Annotated in this window: 20 protein-coding genes and 2 tRNA genes; 13 read left to right on the top strand and 9 right to left on the bottom strand. The window is 33.5% G+C overall.

The genetic code is table 11. From position 1 onward, the window contains the following. Nucleotides 1-10 precede the first annotated feature (10 nt). A complete protein-coding gene (locus tag P6N22_RS07765) occupies nucleotides 11-148 on the bottom strand; it encodes a hypothetical protein (protein WP_280331785.1) in 138 nt (45 codons plus the stop codon). A 54-nt stretch (nucleotides 149-202) separates the two neighbouring features. On the opposite strand from P6N22_RS07765, the gene P6N22_RS07760 reads away from it, so the two are divergent. After that, entirely contained in the window at nucleotides 203-619 is a 417-nt protein-coding gene (locus P6N22_RS07760) for a GNAT family N-acetyltransferase (protein ID WP_280331784.1), read from the top strand. On the opposite strand, the gene P6N22_RS07755 is transcribed toward P6N22_RS07760, so the two are convergent. Further along, nucleotides 612-1,049: a YchJ family protein gene (locus P6N22_RS07755; protein WP_280331782.1), complete on the bottom strand. Its 438-nt coding sequence runs from the start codon at nucleotides 1,047-1,049 to the stop codon at nucleotides 612-614. The two genes, P6N22_RS07760 and P6N22_RS07755, sit on opposite strands and share 8 nt — an antisense overlap. Before the next feature lie 77 nt (nucleotides 1,050-1,126). On the opposite strand from P6N22_RS07755, the gene pta reads away from it, so the two are divergent. Both pta and P6N22_RS07745 read left to right on the top strand, forming a co-directional pair. After that, the gene (gene pta / locus P6N22_RS07750; RefSeq protein WP_280331780.1) at nucleotides 1,127-3,223 is read left to right on the top strand and encodes a phosphate acetyltransferase; all 2,097 of its coding nucleotides are present in this window, start codon (nucleotides 1,127-1,129) and stop codon (nucleotides 3,221-3,223) included. Then, nucleotides 3,204-4,244, top strand: coding sequence for an acetate kinase (locus P6N22_RS07745; protein ID WP_280331778.1), 1,041 nt, complete (start codon nucleotides 3,204-3,206; stop codon nucleotides 4,242-4,244). The genes pta and P6N22_RS07745 overlap by 20 nt, the downstream gene beginning before the upstream one ends. A gap of 23 nt (nucleotides 4,245-4,267) precedes the next feature. Here the strand turns inward: P6N22_RS07745 and P6N22_RS07740 are convergent, their stop codons facing one another. Then, on the bottom strand, nucleotides 4,268-4,486 hold the full coding sequence (locus P6N22_RS07740; RefSeq protein ID WP_280331776.1) for a cold shock domain-containing protein: 219 nt from the start codon (nucleotides 4,484-4,486) through the stop codon (nucleotides 4,268-4,270). A gap of 279 nt (nucleotides 4,487-4,765) precedes the next feature. Between P6N22_RS07740 and P6N22_RS07735 the strand changes: the two genes are divergently transcribed. The 7 genes from P6N22_RS07735 to P6N22_RS07705 are packed head-to-tail and all read left to right on the top strand — an operon-like array spanning nucleotide 4,766 to nucleotide 10,966. After that, a complete protein-coding gene (locus P6N22_RS07735) occupies nucleotides 4,766-6,124 on the top strand; it encodes a phosphomannomutase/phosphoglucomutase (protein ID WP_280331774.1) in 1,359 nt (452 codons plus the stop codon). Beyond that, complete coding sequence (gene pyrC, locus P6N22_RS07730; protein WP_280331773.1) at nucleotides 6,121-7,128, top strand: dihydroorotase; 1,008 nt, start codon at nucleotides 6,121-6,123, stop codon at nucleotides 7,126-7,128. The genes P6N22_RS07735 and pyrC overlap by 4 nt, the downstream gene beginning before the upstream one ends. Next, the gene (locus tag P6N22_RS07725) at nucleotides 7,118-7,774 is read left to right on the top strand and encodes a response regulator transcription factor (RefSeq protein ID WP_280331772.1); all 657 of its coding nucleotides are present in this window, start codon (nucleotides 7,118-7,120) and stop codon (nucleotides 7,772-7,774) included. The genes pyrC and P6N22_RS07725 overlap by 11 nt, the downstream gene beginning before the upstream one ends. A gap of 49 nt (nucleotides 7,775-7,823) precedes the next feature. Next, on the top strand, nucleotides 7,824-8,585 hold the full coding sequence (locus P6N22_RS07720) for a HAMP domain-containing sensor histidine kinase (RefSeq protein ID WP_280331770.1): 762 nt from the start codon (nucleotides 7,824-7,826) through the stop codon (nucleotides 8,583-8,585). 15 nt (nucleotides 8,586-8,600) lie between these two features. Beyond that, nucleotides 8,601-9,053 carry a TonB-system energizer ExbB gene (gene exbB, locus P6N22_RS07715; RefSeq protein WP_280331768.1) on the top strand — a complete coding sequence of 151 codons (453 nt, stop codon included), beginning with the start codon at nucleotides 8,601-8,603 and terminating at the stop codon, nucleotides 9,051-9,053. A 1-nt stretch (nucleotide 9,054) separates the two neighbouring features. Continuing rightward, nucleotides 9,055-9,450 (top strand): TonB system transport protein ExbD, encoded by a 396-nt coding sequence (gene exbD / locus P6N22_RS07710; RefSeq protein WP_280331767.1) that lies wholly within the window; start codon nucleotides 9,055-9,057, stop codon nucleotides 9,448-9,450. Between the two features lie 13 nt (nucleotides 9,451-9,463). Then, nucleotides 9,464-10,966: a hypothetical protein gene (locus P6N22_RS07705; RefSeq protein WP_280331765.1), complete on the top strand. Its 1,503-nt coding sequence runs from the start codon at nucleotides 9,464-9,466 to the stop codon at nucleotides 10,964-10,966. Here P6N22_RS07705 and P6N22_RS07700 read toward each other — a convergent pair. Genes P6N22_RS07700 through P6N22_RS07690 form a run of 3 tightly spaced genes read right to left on the bottom strand, consistent with a single transcriptional unit; the run spans nucleotide 10,941 to nucleotide 13,499 of the window. Then, complete coding sequence (locus P6N22_RS07700) at nucleotides 10,941-11,180, bottom strand: hypothetical protein (protein ID WP_280331763.1); 240 nt, start codon at nucleotides 11,178-11,180, stop codon at nucleotides 10,941-10,943. The genes P6N22_RS07705 and P6N22_RS07700 overlap by 26 nt on opposite strands. Then, nucleotides 11,180-11,728, bottom strand: coding sequence for a YceI family protein (locus P6N22_RS07695; RefSeq protein ID WP_280331761.1), 549 nt, complete (start codon nucleotides 11,726-11,728; stop codon nucleotides 11,180-11,182). The genes P6N22_RS07700 and P6N22_RS07695 overlap by 1 nt, the downstream gene beginning before the upstream one ends. Before the next feature lie 46 nt (nucleotides 11,729-11,774). Beyond that, nucleotides 11,775-13,499: a diguanylate cyclase gene (locus tag P6N22_RS07690; protein ID WP_280331760.1), complete on the bottom strand. Its 1,725-nt coding sequence runs from the start codon at nucleotides 13,497-13,499 to the stop codon at nucleotides 11,775-11,777. 104 nt (nucleotides 13,500-13,603) lie between these two features. Here P6N22_RS07690 and P6N22_RS07685 point away from each other — a divergent pair, with 104 nt between their 5' ends. After that, the gene (locus P6N22_RS07685; RefSeq protein ID WP_280331758.1) at nucleotides 13,604-14,893 is read left to right on the top strand and encodes a GGDEF domain-containing protein; all 1,290 of its coding nucleotides are present in this window, start codon (nucleotides 13,604-13,606) and stop codon (nucleotides 14,891-14,893) included. 29 nt (nucleotides 14,894-14,922) lie between these two features. Here the strand turns inward: P6N22_RS07685 and groL are convergent, their stop codons facing one another. Beyond that, on the bottom strand, nucleotides 14,923-16,563 hold the full coding sequence (groL, locus tag P6N22_RS07680; RefSeq protein WP_280331756.1) for a chaperonin GroEL: 1,641 nt from the start codon (nucleotides 16,561-16,563) through the stop codon (nucleotides 14,923-14,925). Between the two features lie 37 nt (nucleotides 16,564-16,600). Next, nucleotides 16,601-16,861, bottom strand: coding sequence for a co-chaperone GroES (gene groES, locus P6N22_RS07675; RefSeq protein WP_280331754.1), 261 nt, complete (start codon nucleotides 16,859-16,861; stop codon nucleotides 16,601-16,603). Between the two features lie 161 nt (nucleotides 16,862-17,022). Between groES and P6N22_RS07670 the strand changes: the two genes are divergently transcribed. Then, nucleotides 17,023-17,099 (top strand) — tRNA-Met (locus P6N22_RS07670). Between the two features lie 24 nt (nucleotides 17,100-17,123). After that, nucleotides 17,124-17,198 (top strand) — tRNA-Asn (locus tag P6N22_RS07665). Between the two features lie 145 nt (nucleotides 17,199-17,343). Here P6N22_RS07665 and P6N22_RS07660 read toward each other — a convergent pair. Next, on the bottom strand, nucleotides 17,344-17,748 hold the full coding sequence (locus P6N22_RS07660; RefSeq protein WP_280331752.1) for a hypothetical protein: 405 nt from the start codon (nucleotides 17,746-17,748) through the stop codon (nucleotides 17,344-17,346). Nucleotides 17,749-17,773: the final 25 nt, after the last annotated feature.

Below are 17,773 nucleotides of genomic sequence, written 5' to 3'. Positions count from 1 at the left end.
TCGTTGAAGTTTAGTTTGAATTGTCTTTCGAACTATTAAAAGCATTGCTAATATCATTTGTAATGCTATCAACACCCTCATTAAACTCTTTTGCAGAACATCCGTTTAAAATAAGTAGTGTGAAAATTGCTAGAATGATAGGTTTCATTAGTATGCCTTCAAATTTTTCGCAATTATACCAAAATAGTGTTAAAATACCCCAATGCAAATAAGAGAACTTACTTTAAAAGAACTGGATATTGCGTGGGATGTAGTCAAAGAACTAAGATCTGCACTCACTTATAATGAATTTGAAGATCTGATCTATGAGATGCGCGATATTAACTACACCATGATTGGAATTTTTGAAAAGGATAAGCTGATAACCTATGCAGGTGTCGCCGTAAGTACAAACCTTTATCATAAACGCCATCTTTTTGTATATGAACTAGTGACACAAAACAGCTTTCAAAGTCAGGGATACGGGAAGATGATGATTGAATATCTGCACGATTATGCAAAGATGGCAGCATGTGAGAACCTTGTACTCTCTTCAGGATTTGCGAGAGAAAATGCACACAGGTTTTATGAAAATAACGGATTTGAGAAAAAAAGCTTTGTGTTTGTAAAAGCTATTTAGCGCAGCATTTTTTATATTTTTTTCCACTTCCGCAAGGACAGCTTTCATTCCTCTCTATTTTTGTATTGTAGAGTTCACCGTCTTTATATTTCCAAACACCGTCTTCTTGAACAAAATTACTTTTTTCATGCAGTACTTGGATACCATCTTTATCACGATAATAGGCTTTAAACTCTACCGTATTTGGCGTTACTTCCAATACATCAAGTTTTAACCATTCTACAGAGTTTGAGAACTCTTCGATTAAAGCTATATCTTCTTGGTACTGGTTCTCTTTGACTGCCGAATATACTAAATATTCACCGTTTGCCTGAACATAGGCAGAATAGCGGCTACGCATTAATTCTTCGGCACTTTTAGGAAGTGTTTCTTTACTTATAATAGGTCCGCAACACTCGTTAAAATCTTTTTCGTTACCACATATACACATAATGTTTCCGTTTTTAGATAGAATTATACAATAAGCGGCAAAACTCTGTTTTAAAATTCGACGAGGGATAAAAAGGTATGCAAATAAAATCACTCTATATAGCTTCAAATGAAAAAAATGTAGGTTCCCTTTTTATCTCTATGGGAATGATGGAAGTTTTAAAAAGGCGTTTGCATAAAGTCGCATTTTTTCGACCGGTGATTTATGATAGTCCTAAAATGGACTACAATATAGAATTTATATTAGACAGATATAAACTAGATATAGATTATCATGAATGTGTAGGGTTTGACGTCTCTTATGTAGAGCAGATGTTATCGCAAAAAAAAGAAACAGAGTTATTAAATCAACTCATAGAAAAGTTTAAACATTTAGAAAAACATTATGACTTTATTTTGTGTGAAGGGATTAATAAAGATGCCTTAAGCTCAACAATATCGTATGATTTAAATTTAGAGATTGCAAAAAATTTTGGTTCGGGTTACATCAATATTATGGGAGCCAAGGAAAAAGAACCAAAAGATATTTATGAAGATATACTTATTGAAAATGAGAATATCACTTCAAAAGCATCAAATCATTTTGCAACTTTCATAAACAGAGTCAAAAAAGAGGACTTTGAAGAGCTTTTAAAATTAACACAGCAGAGTCCTTATACTACTTTTTTGGTTCAAGAGAATAAAGAGTTAGGGCTTTCAACAATACAAGACTTAATAGAGGGACTCAATGCCAAAGAGGTATTTGTAAATGAACATGATTACTCAAGAACTTTCAAAGAAGTTCGCGTAGCAGCACTTTCACTTGATAATTTTTTAGAACATATACAAGAAGATGATTTGGTAATTGTACCTGCAGACAGATCGGAGATTATTTTAGGACTACTAGGAGCATTGCATTCATCTGCTTATCCAAATATCAGCGGAATAGTTTTTCCTTTTGATATGTCAATTCATCCAAATATCGAAAAATTGATTGACGGGTTGCAAAGTTTTAAAATTCCTATTCTCTCTGTTGCAACAGATACCTACAATACGGCAAAAAATATTTTACATATTCATCCGAGATTTCGTGTCTCGTCTGAAAGAAAGATAGCTTTAGCACTTGGTGAGTTTTATAAAAGTGTCGATCTTAATTTAATTGAAGAGAAAATTGCACAAAACTTTAGTGAACTGATGACACCTCAGATGTTTGAGTATAAACTCTTCGCAATGGCAAGTGCAGATAAAAAAAGAATTGTTTTGCCTGAGAGTGAGGATGAAAGGATTTTAAGAGCGGCAGAGATTATTTTACGCCGTAATGTTGCAGAGGTTATTTTACTGGGCAATGAAAAAGAGGTTCAGGAGCATTACTTAAGACTTGGACTTGACCTTTCTAAAGCTACTGTTATAGATCATATGAATTCTGAATTAATGACAGGTTTTATTCAGAAATTTTATGAAATGAGGAAAGAAAAAGGGTTAACGTTTGGTGCTGCTGAAGATGCAATGACGCATAAAAATTATTTTGCAACAATGATGGTTGAGTGCGGACATGCGGATGGTATGGTCAGCGGTGCAGTTCACGCTACGGCAGATACTATGCGCCCGGCACTTCAAATTATTAAAACGCCTGAAAATATTTCAGTAGTCTCTTCGGTATTTTTGATGTGTTTTGACACAAAAGTATTAGTATATGGAGATTGTGCAATCAATCAAGAACCGGATGCTGAAACACTTGCAGATATTGCCATAGCTTCGGCACAAACTGCAAAATTGTTTGACATAGAACCGAAAATTGCAATGCTTTCGTATTCAACGGGTGAAAGCGGCAGGGGTACCGAGGTAGAAAAAGTAAAAGCGGCGACAACGATTGTACAACAAAAAGCACCTGAACTACTTATTGAAGGACCTATCCAATATGATGCTGCCATTAATAAAGAGGTCGCACAAAAAAAATTGCCTAATTCAAAAGTTGCAGGCGAAGCAACTATCTTTATATTCCCCGATTTAAATACGGGAAACAATACTTACAAAGCAGTACAAAGAAGTAGTGGGGTAATCGCCATTGGACCTATTATTCAGGGACTGAAAAAGCCTGTAAATGATTTGAGTAGAGGTTGTTTAGTAGCAGATATAGTCAATACAATCGCAATTACAGCGATACAGGCAGGACAAAATGAATATACTAATTGTTAATGCGGGAAGTTCATCTCTAAAAGTAAAAGTGATAGAGTTACCAAGCGGTAAAGTTTTATATGTAAAGCATATAGAACATATTGGAGAAAAAAACTCAGTTATTCAAGCTCATAGTCAGGCATTTTATTTTTTAGATCTTAATTTTAATGCTATAGATGCAGTAGGGCATAGGGTTGTGCACGGAGGTGAAAAATTTTCGGAAGGGGTGCTGATTAATGATGAGGTTGTACAAACTATAAAGAAGCTAATCCCTTTGGCACCATTGCATAACCCTGCGAATTTGGAAGGGATTAAACTGATGCAAACAATTGTGCCACATATCCCTCAAGTAGCAATATTTGATACTGCATTTCATACATCTTTGGAGAAAAAAGCATATCTTTACGCACTCCCATACGACCTTTATGAAACACATCATATAAGACGTTATGGATTTCATGGAACATCCCATAAATACCTTCTGAATGAAGCCGCAAAATTCTTGGAAAAAAATATAGAAGATATAAATATAATAACACTTCATTTAGGTAATGGAGAGAGTATCTGTGCAATTAAAAACGGTAAAAGTATTGATATCTCTATGGGGTTCACTCCATTAGAAGGTTTGATTATGGGGTCACGCAGTGGAGATATTGATGCGGAGATAGTTCTTTATATGCAAAAGACACTTGGGCTCAGTATTGATGAAGTAGATACGATCTTAAACAAGAAGTCAGGACTTCTCGGTATCTGCGGTGACAATGACTTGCGAGATATTTTAAACAGAGATGATCCTCGTGCAAAACTTGCAGTTGATATGATGGTACGAAGAATTCAAAAGTATATAGGTTCTTATCTCGTACTGCTAGAAGGAAAAGTTGATGCCATAGTATTTAGCGGTGGTATAGGGGAACATGCCGATATTATCAGAAAGAAAATTTTGGATAATGACTTAATTGGTCGATATGAAAGCTTTGTTATTCATACGGATGAAGAGTTGGAAATTGCGAATGAGTCTTGGAATGTTTTAAAAGATATATAGGCATAAAGCCTATATATGAAGAATTATAGTGGTGTTACGTTCTCAGCTTGAGGACCTTTTTGTCCCTCACCGATTTCGAAAGTAACTTTTTGTCCTTCTTGAAGAGAAACTCTTCCACCTTGTGGATTGTTTACTTGACGGAAGTGTACAAATAAATCTTTGTCTCCATTATCTTGTTGGATAAAACCATAACCTTTTTCATCATTGAACCATTTTACCGATCCGTTTAACAGTTGTGCCATATAGCAGCCTTATTTTTGAAATTTTGTAAAATAATGGAGATTCTTTAGAGAAGTTAACACACAAAGAGAAAATTACACTAAAGATGATATACCCTCATCTTTCACTTATGGACAAGATTATATCTAAAAAATCTATAGTATGTAGTTAATTTTTGAACTCAAATAAACTTTCTTATCTTTTTTAGGCTTTCTTAACACATATCAATGGGATTTTAATCAAGATAAAATCTTTTTCATAGTATTATTATCTTTAATTTATTTGAGTATTTGGAGAGTATTGTGAGCATATATAGAGAGTACGATATACGTGGTATTTATGAGAAAGAATTAAATAAAGAGAGTGTAACGAAAATAGGTTATGCTCTTTCATCAAAAATTAGCGGTGAATATGTAGCAGTTGGTTATGATGCTAGAAGTCATTCACCAATCCTTTTTGAATACCTTGTAAGTGGACTCAATGCAGGTGGAAAGAAAGTTTTAAATATGGGGCTTGTACCAACACCGGTGAACTATTTTACAAACTACCAAGATTGGAATGGTATTACTCCTTCAGCTTCTGTAATGATTACAGGTTCACACAATCCAAGTGAATATAACGGGTTTAAAATTACTATCGATAAAGCACCATTTTTCGGAGAAGATATTTATGCACTCGGGCGTGAATGTGAAGCAATGCAGAGTGTTTCAGAAGTTGAACGTCAAGTGACTGAGATAGATGCAAAAAGCAGATATATAGACTTTATGGTTGAACAATTTGCACATCTCAAAGGCATGAAAGAACGTATTGTTTACGATTGCGGTAATGGAGTTGCAGGTATTGTCCTTCCAGAAATCTTTGAAAAACTGGAATTAAATACAACAGGCTTATATGTTGATCCTGATGGAACATTCCCAAATCATCACCCTGATCCTTCGGTTGAAAAAAACTTAAACGATGTGAAAGAACTTTTAGCAAAAGAGGGTGATATTGCTTTTGCATACGACGGTGATGCGGATAGAATAGCCGTACTTACACATAAAAACAATATAAAAGGAGACATGATGGCTCTTTTATATTCTATGAAGATGGATAAACCGACGGTTGTCGGTGAAGTGAAATGTTCACAAGTAATGTATGATGAACTTGAACGCCGTGGCGGGAAAACAGTAATGTATAAAACAGGACACTCAAACTTAAAAGTAAAAATGAAAGAGGTAAATGCTGACCTTGCATGTGAAGTAAGCGGACATGTCTTTTTCAAAAATCGATATTTCGGTTATGACGATGCTATTTATGCAACTTTTAGAATGTTGGAACTTGTACAAGACGGCATTGATTTAGATGCTGAACTTGCACGTCTTCCACAAGTGTTTTCTACAGAAGAGATAAAAGTAGAAACTACAGAAGCACAAAAATTTCAAATTATGGACAAAGTTAAAGAGCTTTTACAAAACCCTCCGGCATCTTTTCCAAAAATTAAAAATATTATTGATGTTGACGGTGTACGCATCAACTTTGAAAATGGTTGGGGTTTAGTACGTGCATCAAATACTACACCTGTACTTGTTACTCGTTTTGAATCAACTTCTAAAGAGGATGCTGCTCTTTATGAATCAGCAGTAAATCAACTTATACAAACAGCAAAGGACAGCCTATGAAAACACATACTCTTTTAATGCCTTTAGATATGCATTTACACCTTCGTGACGGTGTAATGCTTGAAAATATTGCTCCTCTTTCAGCATACAGTTTTAGTGGTGCTATTGTTATGCCAAATCTTGTACCTCCAGTAACTACCTTAGAAGGTGTTCGTGCATATAAAGAACGTATTATGGCTTCCGTACCGAATGATTTTTTTGAACCATATATGACACTTTTTTATCAAAACTATACAAGAGACTTTTTAGAAGAGGTTATGGATGAAATTACTGCAATCAAGCTCTATCCTGCAGGGATCACTACAAATTCTGAAGGAGGAGTTAGCTCTTTTGATATAGAGGAGATGAGAGAAACACTTGAAGCTATGAGTGATTTGGATATCCCTTTATGTGTTCATGGTGAAACTGACGGATTTGTTATGGACCGTGAAGCTGAATTTATGTCAATATATGAGCTTTTAGCGCAAAATTTCCCTGATCTAAAAATTATTATGGAGCATATTACGACAAAAGCTGCAGTTGAGATGCTTGATAAGTATCCAAATCTTTATGCAACTATTACGGTTCACCATCTTTTAATAACGTTAGACGATGTTGTGGGTGGAATGATGAAACCACATCTTTTCTGTAAACCAATTGCAAAACGTCCAGAAGATTTAGATGCACTTTTAAATGTAGCGCTTGAAGCACATCCAAAAGTAATGTTTGGAAGTGACTCTGCTCCTCATCCACAGAATAAAAAAGAGTCATGTGGCTGTGCAGCAGGTGTATTTACAGCTCCTATTGCATTGCAACTTTTATGCGAAGTTTTCGATCAATACGGAAAACTAGATAACTTACAAGCATTTGTCAGTGATAATGCACAAAGTATTTACGGAATATGCCCTGAATTCAAAGAAGTGACACTTGAAAATCGTCCTTTTGTAGTCCCTGAAAACTATTCTGGTGTAGTACCTATGTATGCTGGTGAGACTATCAGCTGGGCAATTGAGAATGTTGAATAAAATACTGCTTCTGGAAGATGATCCTCTTTTTGGGGAGACTCTTGTAGATATGCTTGAAGATGAAGAGTTCAATGTTACTTTATGTCCAAACGGACAAGCTGCTTTAGATGCAACATTCAATCAACATTTCGATCTTTATCTTTTAGATATTAATGTCCCTTTAATAGATGGCGTAACACTTTTAAAAGAGCTTCGTGAAGCGGAAGATGAAACACCGGCTATTTTTGTAACATCTCATAAAGAGAAAGAGAAGATGCAAGAGGGATTTATCAGTGGTGGAGATGATTACATCGTAAAACCATTTGATAACGATGAATTATTATTGCGTATTAATGCACTGCTCAGACGTTTTAAGAAAAAAGAGGAGCTGTGCAGATGCGGTTTGTGTATAGACCAAGCACGAAAGGTTATTACTTATCAATCGCAAGAGTTAGAACTCTCAAAAAGAGAATTTGAGGTCTTGTCACTACTCATAAAAAATGCAAATAGCATTGTTTCAAAAGAGATGATTATCGATGAACTCTATAATTTAAGTGAAGGTGGAAGTGAAGGAGCTATACGGGTATATATAAATCGTATCAAGCAACTTTTACCTGAGTTAAATGTAGAAAATATCAGAGGGATAGGGTATAAACTTGTTTGTTAATTTAAGAATTAGCATCTTTATTTTTTATTTTCTTACAGTTATTGCTTTTTTGGTAATTTCATACTACTTTTTAGATGTATTGGGAGTTTCACAGCTCTTTATTTTCGGTGTTATTTTACTTTGTATCATAATTTTATCAGGTGTTTTTATTTCAAAACTTGCAATTGATCCATTAGCCGAGTATGTAACAAATCTTCAAAACCTTTCAAAAGAAACACTGCATGAACTCAATCTTCCAATAAGTACAATTACAACCAATACACAGATGCTCAAAAAGAAGCTAGAAGATGAAAAAGCATTAAAGCGCATTGAGAGGATCGAATCAGCCTGTGAGATGTTAAAGCAAAGATATAACGAGCTTGATTATCTTATTAAAATGCAGTCTAAACAAAATATTAAAGAGTTAAGTGATCTTAAAAAACTGCTTGAAGATAGAATCGTCTTTTTACAAAGAATATATCCACATATAAATTTTAATTTACAACTTGAAACATTCTCTTTGGAAATAGATAAAGTAGGTCTTGCCAAAGTAATTGACAATTTAATTGATAATGGTGTAAAATATTCGCCAAATTCACAAGATATCGATATAAAACTACATAATAAAATACTCACTATTCAAGATTACGGTATTGGTATGGATGAGGTAGAACTGCTTCATATTTATGATAATTTTTATCAAACAAATAAACATATGCAGGGCTTTGGAATAGGGCTTTCAATGGTAAAGCGGTTTTGTGATGAAAACAAGATAGAACTGAGTGTTACATCTGAAGTCAATGAAGGTACAAAAGTATCTTTAAAATTTTAATAATTTAGGATAATAATGGAATTAACAGGTTTAATGGCATATGCCGAACAAGCAATAGATTATGGGGTAATGGGGACTCTTATCCTTATGAGTATCGTGACAGTATGGTTATTCATAGAAAGAATGATGTTTTATAAAACTGTCAGAATGGAAGATTATAGTCACAGAGATGAATTAGAATTAGAACTTACAAATAACATTAACGTAATTAGTGCAATTGGGGCAAATGCTCCTTATGTCGGTCTATTAGGAACAGTTTTTGGAATTATGCTGACATTTTATACACTGGGTGATGTAGGTGCTGTAGATGCAAAAAAAATCATGACAGGACTTGCTCTTGCACTTAAAGCGACAGCAATGGGACTTATAGTAGCTATTCCTGCTATTATTGCCTATACGATCACATTAAGAAAAGTGGAAAAAATATTAACAAAATATGACATTTTCACTGATAAGCAAAAGTCGTAAAATGTCAAAGTGTAGAAAAACACAAAAAAGATTTGACCAGATAAACGTTATTCCGTTTATCGATATTATGCTTGTGTTGTTAGTGATGGTTCTCACGACGGCCACATTCATCAAACAAGGTGTGATCCCTGTTAATCTTCCAAAAGCCTCTGCTTCAGATAACAAAGAGGAAAAAAAGGAAGTTACCGTATATGTCAATGCAAAAGGGGAGCTTTTTTTTGAAAAAGAAAAAGTTGACCTTGCTGCTCTAGAAGCAAAACTTGCAGAAGTTTCTCAAAAACAAACAGTTATTCTCAGAAGCGATAAAGAGTCTCGTTTTCAAGACTTTGTAAGTGTCATGGATATTTTGAAAAAACTAGGGCATGAACAGCTTTATATAGTAACAAAGAACGATTGACAAAGGGATAATTTTGAAATTATGTTATCTATACAATCAACACATCTCTTTAAATTATTACGATGAAATTGTTAATAGTTTTGAAAATGTTTGTATAGATCTCTCTACGCAGAGTATCCCTCATTCTGAAGTTTATATAATTGACCTGCCAGAACTGACAAAAGAACTTTCACTCCGCTTAAAAGAGACTCTCGAACACAAAAAGAGTCTTATCTACTTTTATGTACCGCAAAAGCATACAATGATGCATGTACAGCTTGCAGTACTGCTGCAGTCAAAGTCTATACTTACACAAAAACAAGATGTCAACAAAGTAATTCGCAAAATTGATGAAGAGTATCAGGAATTTTTAGATCAACAAACAAAACAGGTGCAAAAAGAGAGTGTAAAGATTATAGAAACACGTCTTGGATTTCTTGAAATGTTAAAAGATAAATTACTCAATCAAGAAAAAAATCTGGCTTTAATCACAATAGCATTTAAAAATCTGGATCTTCGAAATCTCAAAGAGACTCTTCAAGTGGTGAAAAAAAGTTTAGACACGAGTTTACAGTTGGCACAATACAATGGGGAGTTTTATATAGCTTTGTATGAAAACCAATCATTTGAGCTCATTAAGGAACAAGCTAAAAAACTCAATGAACAACTGAATCAATATTCTATAAGCAATGAAACGGTACTGCTATCACAAGTCTATGCTGTTGATTTGGCAGAGATGGAATTTGAAGATATATTGGAGATGTTGTACGGTATAGAAAAGAATAAGGTCTCAGATGATCTCATAATAAACGATCAAATTTGTTTTATTGAAAATATGGAACAAAACAAGAGCGATGAATATATATTGCAACAGATGCTCAATACTCTGAAGTTTAATCAGGTAGAGTTAAAGCTTTTAAATATTTACAAAGGACTTGTAATCAATTCTAAAGCATCGGTTGTAAAAATAGATGAGAAGTTTATACAGCTGGAGCTGAAAAATCTACAAACGGAAGTAGTGGCTTTAGAGAAAAAGACAATCTTAGAGATACCAGGGTATACACAAACGATAGAGCTTATTTTAAAACATATAAATATTCAAAAAGGTATAGCGACTTTTGAAAAACCGACACTGATTAAAGCGAGTATTAATGCACGTAAACACGGTCGTGTAACATGTGAACGGGATACAAATATTGCAATATCGGCAGAGGGCACTAGTGTTAAAGGAAGTATTATAGATATCTCTTTAGTTTCAATTGCCGTAAAACTTCCTTATAGTAAGGTTCTAGATAAACTTGAAGGAAAAGATGTTTTACTTAATTTTGAGCTGAGTCTTATTAAAAATCATGTAATAAACAGTGTTATCCGTAAAGCAAAAGTACAAAAAGTATTTGTCAACGAAGAGAAAAAAATTGCGAAGATTGTTTGTGATTTTTATGAAAGCCATGATAGCGAATATATACTCATGGAGTATATATTCGAAAGGCAAAAAAGTATTATTAGGGAGATTAAAAAGGCTGCTCTAAAAGCTTAAAACGAGGTTTGAACTCCTCTTTTTCTTTAGAATCTTGTGTTTTTACTTCTGAAGTTTTTTCCTGTACTTCAAAAACTTTTTTTTCGATCTCTTTTGGTTCTATAAAAAGCTCACCTGCTATAAAAAACAAAATCATAATGACAACTACACTTACATAAAGTAAAATGTAGTTTTTTATATGTCCGCTTTCAAAAGGATTGTTTTTAAATTCCATTACTTACAGCTAGTTGTTATATTAAACTCTAGTGCAACATCTTGCCAAGTTTTTCCCTGGTGAAGTTCATAACATGCTTTTGTGATTGCATTTAATGATGGAAGCATTTTAAAGTCAGCAAGATCAATTTCACCTTGTAGCTTAATAGTATTTTTAGTAGTAATTAGATTCATCGTAATTATTTTTTTAATGTTATTCATAGCTATTTCAATATCTGCGGAAGTTTTGTCTACTTTAATTACTTTTGCCTTAATTGTTCTTATCCCTTGTACCATAAAGAAACTGTTTACAAGTTTCGCATCACGCCCTTGATTATTTGAGTTTACATTCGCAGTTACGATATTTATACTACTTGATTTTAAAAGTGCTTCTTTAGAATCTGATATTTTAAAGTCAAGTTTTACATTGTCAAAAGTCCCTTTTACTCCAACTTTTGCAGGTGTTTTAAAAGCAGTCCATTGCAGTGAACTAGAATCAACAGTATAGTTACATGTAGCAGCAAAAAGAGAAGTTGATAATCCTAGTGCAAACAGAATATTTTTTTTCATAATATGGCTCCTAATTTTTGGTGTATTGTAGCATAACAATTATATTTTAATATGAAACTTGATTTTTACCGTTTTGTTTTGATTTGTAGAGTAGGCTATCTGTACGTTTATAGATTGAGTCTTCATTGTCACCTTCTACAACTTCCGTTAATCCCATACTTACAGTTATCTGTCGACCTTTGATTAATTTGAGTCTAATTCCGATTAGTTCCACTATATGTTGAGCCAATTTTTTTGCTTTTTCTAATGATGTGTTTTCAAGTAATAATGCGAATTCTTCCCCACCGATTCTAAAAAAATAATCGTTTATACGAGTATGGCGCGAAACAAGTTCTGTAATTTCCATAAGAACAATATCACCCATTTGATGTCCGTAAGTATCGTTTATAGTTTTAAAGTCATCAATATCAAAAATAATCATACAAAAAGGGTGATGATGTCTGTTGTATTTAGAAAGAAGTTCCTCAATTTTTTCTTTATAGGCTCTACGGTTTTTAATTTTCGTCAGATTATCAGTACCTACTAAATTTTCTAGTGCTTTTTTTGCACCTTCTAATTCTTCAGTTCTCTCTTCAACAGCAAGTTTCAACTCTTCTTCATTTTTATTTTTTTCTTTCAGGAGTTCATCTTGGATTGAAAGCTTTTCCAAGGTAATTGTTCTGTACTTATTTGCCAAAATCAAAGTAAAGAAGATGATCTCTATAAAGGCACCTAAAACAAATAGGTGGCGATTTACAAGTGTATAGTCTATGAGAGCATTAAATGTAAGGATCATAATACCCATCGTAGCCGAATAGATCACAAGCGCTATAAGGTAATATTTTGCACCGATGTATCCGTGTATATAGGCCTTGATACTTGCATAAAACAGCATGGCAAAGAAGATGATTGAATAAATATTAAAGAGTAAACTTGTATAAGGTATGTTGTTAAATATCAGTATTGCAAAAACTAAAAATACTCCTATAGAGACTTGAAAAAATTTATGAGCAAACTTTAGATGCTCTTCAAGATGTAAAAAAGTGTCTGAAAATAGTATCAATGTTATAAGCACAAATGTACCTACTACATGTAAGCCTTCATTCCATCCTTCGAATCCAAAAAAAAGATAAAAACCACTCTGCATAGCACTAAAGATAATAAATGTAAATGTATATAACACATAATAAAGATACACTTTTTCATCTGTTAAAAAATAGCTGTAGAGATTGAGAATTAAAATACTAAATAAACTAAAGGCAAAGATCATATATAAGTCAACTATCTCAAATCTTGATTCACTAAAATAAGATTCTTGCGTACATATTAAGAATTGTCCTATCTGTCCAGCAAGAGTATTTCCTTGAATATAAACAGTTTTACTTGTATGAGACGGAACATGTAACTTAAATGTTGGATAGATGGACTTAACATCTCTTTGATTAAGCGGTACATCTAGTCCGTTATATTGAATATCCCATTGATGATCTTTTAACTGATAAAAATTAAATGTCTTCCAAAGTGTTTCATAAAAGCTTATGATAAAGTTTTCTTCAGAGGAATTATTATCGATTGTGATTTTAAACCATGTAGTTCCCCGTAAATAACCAAATGTAAAATTATTGCTTGTGGACACAAAGGTTTTTGTTTGAATATCTTCTATTGAAAGTGTATTGGTATCGTCGTAATAATATTCTATTGAGAAGTTTTTAGCACATTCTTCATTGTGACTGACAACGATATTCGCAGATAGGGGAAGTAAAAAGATTAGTAGTAAAAATAATATTCTCATAGTGTTAGTATTATAACAAAAAATAATTCAAATCAATACGGATAATATTTTCTTAATAAAAATTTGGATAAATTGTAATAAAAGGGTAACCAAAAAGGAGAAGTTTGAAAAGATTTACAGAACTAAAACAATTAGTGCCATTTATAGATAATGCGTTTGAATCATTTTATGAGACAATGTTACACGATCGCAGATTGGCAATCTTCTTTGAGAGTGATGAACAGATTCAAATGTTGATTCAAAAACAAAAAGTACACTTTGTTTCATCATTAGGATTAGATATAGAATCTATTAAAGATGTATATATAAAGATGGGAGAGTTTCATTATGACAGGCTTATTCCTTATATAGACTTTATTAAAGGTACCGATATTTTAGAAGAGCACTTTCTGCTTAATTCGCAACAGTGTCAAAATACTCAAAAACTGATGGATGAAATTTTTGAATATTTTAAAATCATGAAAGCATTTACAGCAAAAGGGTATTTAAACAGAATGCTGAGTGAAGACAAGAAAGATATCGAAAATTTCTTTGAACATATCGTCCTTGATCAAACACATTCTTTGCCGCGAGCAATAATTTTACAAAAAATAAAATGGCTAAAAGAGTTGTTAAACTGTATTGAAAATAACGGTGATTTCGAAGAGGAAAATGCAAAACGTTTTTTAATTGAAGAGTGGTTAGAAGAGTTAAACTTTTTAACAACAGAAAAAAGAGTTTTCTTTGAAGAACTGGAAAAAAGGATATTGCTAAATACTCAGAATCTGTTTTACTTTTTAAAACGGGAAGAATATTTAGAGATACTTCCTTTATATACCTCTTTACTAAATATATATAAATTAACATTGATGATGAACAACGCAGTAACTATAGAGTTTGCTAATAAAGTTATTGAAGACATGAAAATAGATACATTAACACAGTTGTTTAGAAAAGATCTTTTTGAAGAAATTTTACAAAAAGAGATAGCACTAATTCAAAGAAATCATGATTACACTATGAGTGTTGTCTATATTGACTTGGATAATTTCAAACATGTAAACGATAACTTTGGGCATTACAGCGGTGATAAAGTGATTGAAAAAGTGGGTGAGATCATTAAAACCAATATTCGACTTTCAGATTTCGGCTTTAGAATAGGGGGAGACGAATTTGCTGTTATTTTAAAAGATGCAACAAAAGAACAGGCAAAAATGGTAAGTGAAAAAATTAAAGTAGGATTTACTTCTTATCAATTTGTGTTTAACGATGAGGTTACATTTAGTGTTGGCATGAGTATTGGTGTAGAAGAGGTAAGATACAAAGAAAACCTTGAAATGAAAACAATTTTAGAAAATGTAGACTGGAAACTTTACGAAGCAAAAAAAAGAGGTAAAAATCAAATTTGTCTATAGATAAAACGGGAAGTTCCCGTTTTATTTTCTTACATCATGCCTGGCATACCCATTTGCGGAGGCATTCCTGCATTTACGTCAGGACCTGCTAATTCCTCTTTAGGAACTTCAAAAATAGCTGCTTCAGTTGTAAGAAGTAATGAAGCTGCTGAAGTTGCATTTGTTAAAGCAACTCTTTCAACTTTTAGAGGATCGATGATACCAGCTTCAAACATATCTACATACTCACCAGTTGCAGCATTGAAACCTAAGTTTTCATTATCCGCATTCTCAATAGTGTTTACAACAACACCTGCATCGTATCCAGCATTGATAGAGATCTGTTTTACAGGAGCTTTTACAGCTCTTAAGATGATCTCAGCACCGATTTTTTGATCACCTTCAAGATCAAGAGAAACTTTTGCAGCTGCACGAACAAGAGCTGCACCACCACCGATAACGATACCTTCTTCAACAGCAGCTTTAGTTGCTGAAAGAGCATCATCAACTCTGTCTTTTTTCTCTTTCATTTCAGTTTCAGTTGCAGCACCAACTTTGATAACTGCTACACCGCCTGCTAGTTTTGCAAGACGCTCTTGAAGTTTTTCTTTATCGTATTCACTTGTTGTGTTACCGATAAGTGTTCTAATTTCAGTAATTCTAGCTTGAACTGCCTCTTGGCTTCCTGCACCGTTTACGATTACCGTATTGTCTTTGTCGATTACTACACGAGAAGCTTGACCAAGCATTTGGATGTTTGCACCTTCAAGTGTATGACCAGTCTCTTCAGAGATTACAGTTCCCGCTGTAAGGATAGCGATATCTTGAAGCATCGCTTTTCTTCTGTCACCGAATCCCGGAGCTTTTACTGCAGAGATGTTAAGTACACCGCGAAGTTTGTTTACAACTAATGTTGAAAGTGCTTCACCCTCTACATCTTCAGCAATAATAAGAAGTGGACGGGAAGTTTTTTGAACTTGCTCTAGTACCGGTAAAAGATCTTTTAGTGATGTGATTTTTGTATCTACTAATAAGATCCAAGGATTTTCGATCTCAGCAGTCATTTTTTCTGTATTTGTAATGAAGTAAGGTGAAAGGTAACCACGATCAAATTGCATACCTTCAACAACGTCTAACTCATCTACTATACCTTTAGCTTCTTCAACAGTGATAACACCGTCTTGTCCAACTTTTTCCATAGCTTCAGCAATCATATCACCGATCTCTTTGTCAGAGTTAGCAGAAATAGTAGCAACTTGAGCGATCTCATTTTTGTCTTTAATAGTTTTTGAACTCTCTTTGAGTTTTTCTAAGATAGCTGCACACGCTTTGTCCATACCGCGTTTGATCTCAACAGGATTTGCACCTGCAGTTACGTTTCTTAGACCCTCTCTAAAGATAGAGTTTGCTAAAACAGTTGCCGTAGTTGTACCGTCACCAGCCTCGTCAGCAGTATTGCTTGCTACTTCTTTAACAAGTTGAGCACCCATATCTTCTAGTTTGTCTTTTAATTCAACTTCACGCGCAACAGATACACCGTCTTTTGTGATCACAGGGCTTCCGTAAGACTTTTGAATAAGTACGTTACGACCGCGTGGTCCCATAGTTACTTTTACTGCATCTGTTAGTTTCTCAACACCGCGAGCTAAAGCGTTACGTGCATTATCTGAAAAAATTATCTCTTTTGACATTATTGCTCCTTTTTAAATATATATTGTAGTTTGAAAATTATGAAATTACACCAAGAACATCTGCGATTTCTAAAACGATGTATTCTTGACCTTCTAAAGCTAGACCAGTACCTGAGTATTTTCCAAATACTACTGTATCTCCAGCTTTAACATTTTTTACTTCATCACCAATCGCGATAACTTCTGCGCGATTTGGTTTTTCTTTTGCGTTATCAGGGATAATGATACCGCTAGCTGTAGTGTTAGACTCTTCTACACTTTTTACAAGAATTCTTTCACCTAGTGGTTTAAAATTCATTAGAAACTCCTTAATAATTTTTTTTTAATAGTTATGGGCGAAAGTTTACAAGAACTTCGCTTACAAAACTCTAATGTTTTTGTAACAAATTGAAAAAAAATATATGTACTTTAGAAAACTCTAAGATAAAATTTCATATAATTCCAGCCTCTTAAAGGTAAGTCAAGGTAGCTCAGCTGGTTAGAGCACTGGTCTCATAAGCCGGGGGTCGGGGGTTCAAGTCCCCCCTTTGACACCATCTAAAAACTTCAAAAACAAACATTCCGGATTAGCTCAGCGGTAGAGTAGGTGACTGTTAATCACTTGGCCACTGGTTCGAATCCAGTATCCGGAGCCACTTCAAACCCCTTATTTTAAGCACTTTCAAACTACTTTGAACACCTAAAAAAATATTAATTTTTGACGCAAATTTGTCTCAGTTTAAATTTGAATTGGAGTCTTCTTTTGTTTGAGTATTTTACACTCCGTTTGTTAGAATATTCTCAAATACTTGAAAAAAGAAAATGATAGATCCACGAGCCAGCAAATAAAATTAAAATCAGGCTTACAAGAGATATTATTACAGCTTTTATATTGCCATCCGAATCGTGTATTTCATTTTTAATCTTCTCATTTGTGTATTCTACTTTTTCAAGCTTACTTTCTATTGTTTCTAGTGACTCGATTATTAGTCCAATAATTCCTCCACTTACCAACAAACTACCTTCTACTATTAAAAACGTTAGTAAGTCTATTAACTCAAAGCCATGACCTAAAGCAAATGCAAACACAAGTAATGAATATAACCCCCATATAAAAACAAATATCATACCGAACAATACTATAACAGCTATAAAACTTAAAAAATTTCTCAATATAGAAAAAAATTCAATGATATACTCTCTCATTTTTAACCTTCACATCGGAACTTAT

The sequence above is a fragment of the Sulfurimonas sp. C5 genome (assembly GCF_029872055.1).
GTDB lineage: Bacteria > Campylobacterota > Campylobacteria > Campylobacterales > Sulfurimonadaceae > Sulfurimonas.
Note: the sequence above shows the minus strand (reverse complement) of the source record. Positions and strands in the feature narration are given on the sequence as shown.